The 2,129-nt window shown below is 56.6% G+C and carries 3 protein-coding genes and 1 pseudogene; 2 read left to right on the top strand and 2 right to left on the bottom strand.

Annotated elements, in window-relative coordinates:
* The first annotated feature begins 142 nt into the window (after positions 1 to 142).
* Together tnpB and GWG65_RS40055 are read left to right on the top strand one after the other, a co-directional pair.
* On the top strand, positions 143 to 508 hold the full coding sequence (gene tnpB / locus GWG65_RS40050) for an IS66 family insertion sequence element accessory protein TnpB (protein WP_275200895.1): 366 nt from the start codon (positions 143 to 145) through the stop codon (positions 506 to 508).
* Positions 509 to 543: 35 nt separating this feature from the next.
* The gene (locus GWG65_RS40055) at positions 544 to 756 is read left to right on the top strand and encodes a hypothetical protein (protein WP_275200896.1); all 213 of its coding nucleotides are present in this window, start codon (positions 544 to 546) and stop codon (positions 754 to 756) included.
* Positions 757 to 915: 159 nt separating this feature from the next.
* Here the strand turns inward: GWG65_RS40055 and GWG65_RS40060 are convergent, their stop codons facing one another.
* Together GWG65_RS40060 and GWG65_RS40065 are read right to left on the bottom strand one after the other, a co-directional pair.
* Entirely contained in the window at positions 916 to 1,626 is a 711-nt protein-coding gene (locus tag GWG65_RS40060) for a hypothetical protein (RefSeq protein WP_275200897.1), read from the bottom strand.
* Between the two features lie 300 nt (positions 1,627 to 1,926).
* A pseudogene (locus GWG65_RS40065) lies at positions 1,927 to 2,129 on the bottom strand (IS256 family transposase); the annotation flags it as partial.

Raw genomic sequence — 2,129 nt, forward strand, 5'->3', positions numbered from 1 at the left:
GCCAGCTCCGGCACCGTCGCTACCTCGCGCAGGGCCTCCAGGGCAATCTTGGCTTTGAACGCGGCATCGAACTTCTTGCGTGACTTCGTCATATCCGTGCTCCATCGGTTGAGACAGAGCAGGACGCTTCACACCTTAACGTTTGGTCCTATTTCCGGGGTCCACTTCAGACCTCAAGGTGGTGCTGGCGGCCCAGCCGGTCGACTTTCGTAAGTCGGTGCATACGCTGTCGGCGCTGGTGAGCGAAGCACTGAGCGCGAACCCGTATTGCGGCGACGTCTTCGTGTTCCGCAGCAAGCGCATGGACAGAGTGAAGCTTCTGGCGTGGGACGGCAGCGGCATGGTGTTGGTAACCAAGTGGTTGCACCAGGGGCGTTTCACTTGGCAGCCGCCGATCCACGACGGCGTTGTGCATCTCAGTGCGACGCAGCTTGCGATGCTACTCGACGGGTTCGAATGGACGCGTGTGTCGCCCAAGCCTGTGAAGCAGCCGACCGTTGTCGGCTGAGGGGTGAGGATTTCGCTGGAGCACGGGTCGCGCGGATGTATCGTCTGATCATGGCGATTCGTCCCGACGCTCTCCCGACCGATCCGGCGGCTCTGACCGAGATGGTGCTCGCGCTTGACGTTGAGAACGAGAAGCTGCGCGTAGCAATGCAGACGCTCAAGGAGATGATCTTCGGCAAGCGCTCGGTGCGCGTCCGTGGCGACGAGCTGGAGGCACACCTCGAGCACGTGAGCAATAGCTCAGCATAGGATCAATTGGCGATGGTCGCCAGGCCAGGAGCGAGCATTCGCTTCGACGCGATCATGGTTGATTTGAGAACGCGCCGCGGATCATGGATTGCCTAACCAAAGGTGGCAACAGCTCTCGCCCCGATCACGGCCGAACTCTCACAGCGGTGGTCGGAGTGGTCACCGGCACAATGGAGGCGCTAGAAGCGACTTGCTTTCGTCATGGTGACGTTGATTTCTCAACTCCTCGCCGGTCAGCCAAACAAGCCAATCGTCCTCTGCAACATCCTCTTCCACCAGCTGCAATATCGCCCCACCCGGCTCCTGGTGACAGTATTGCGGAATGCCATTTACTACTCGCCAGCGCGCCACGAGCGCGCACAAGAAGTCAGGAGCCCACATCGCGAACGACACGCGGTGTGCTATTTGTGTTATGATCTGGGCCAAGCCTGTTCCTCTAAAGTCTCCGCGCACCCAAAGATCGCCGTTATAAGCTACTTTACCGGTCATGTTTCTAGCACTTGGTGCGATGCATGTACAACGATCCTGAGGATGTGCATGTAAGGCTGGCTGAGCATAAAATGCGTTCAGGGATTGAAGGTGTTCTGCAAAATTCGTGCATGAAAGATCATACAGCCGAGCAGCGTCTGAAAGCGCAATTTCATCGTCTTTGTCGACACCTATGATCCAGTAGCCTTGGCCTGATTTAATCGGCGAGCGATCTGGCCGGAAATTTGGGAACGTCGGGGCCTTCGTTGGAGTGACACGCGTGATCGAGATATACTCATGGAAATCGAATCCTAACAAGAGCTTGATGCCATTTTGAGCAGCGGCATCGTCATGCAATTGAATGACGCGAGAGACTTGCAACTGATCCAGCAATCTTGTCATTGCGCACTTCCTGCAATCGTATGGGCTAAGTGATGGTATGCCATTAGGAGTAAGCGCCACACTACCTATTCTGGTGAAGAAGCTCGTATCGGCATTAGCAAGTGAGTTGCCGAGAGGCAGACTCTGTACATAGCAGTGCTCGCGCGACCAAAACGTTGTTTGAGATGCAATATTGCGCTCCAAACAGCATTGCGGGCCTAGACGCCAGGTGCGGTCGCTTTCAGATAGAAGAAAAGCCCGCACAGGTTCCACTGCAACTCAGGCGAGCTATCGCCAAATTTTGGTGACGTCCGGGGCCGGTCAGGCGGCGGCGGTTATGGGCTGACGATCATTCGGCTTGGCGATGACCTCGATCCCGTCGTTGAATGTCACACCGAGAACGAGTTTTGGCAACTGGTTATGACCGTCGAGACGACGCCAGGTTCTCTGCGCGCCCTCGACCAGTTTGAAGACCATCGCGAGCGCCGTCTTGTTGGATAGACAGCCCTTCGATCGGATCGTGC

The sequence above is a fragment of the Bradyrhizobium sp. CSA207 genome (genome assembly GCF_029051685.1).
Classification (GTDB): domain Bacteria; phylum Pseudomonadota; class Alphaproteobacteria; order Rhizobiales; family Xanthobacteraceae; genus Bradyrhizobium.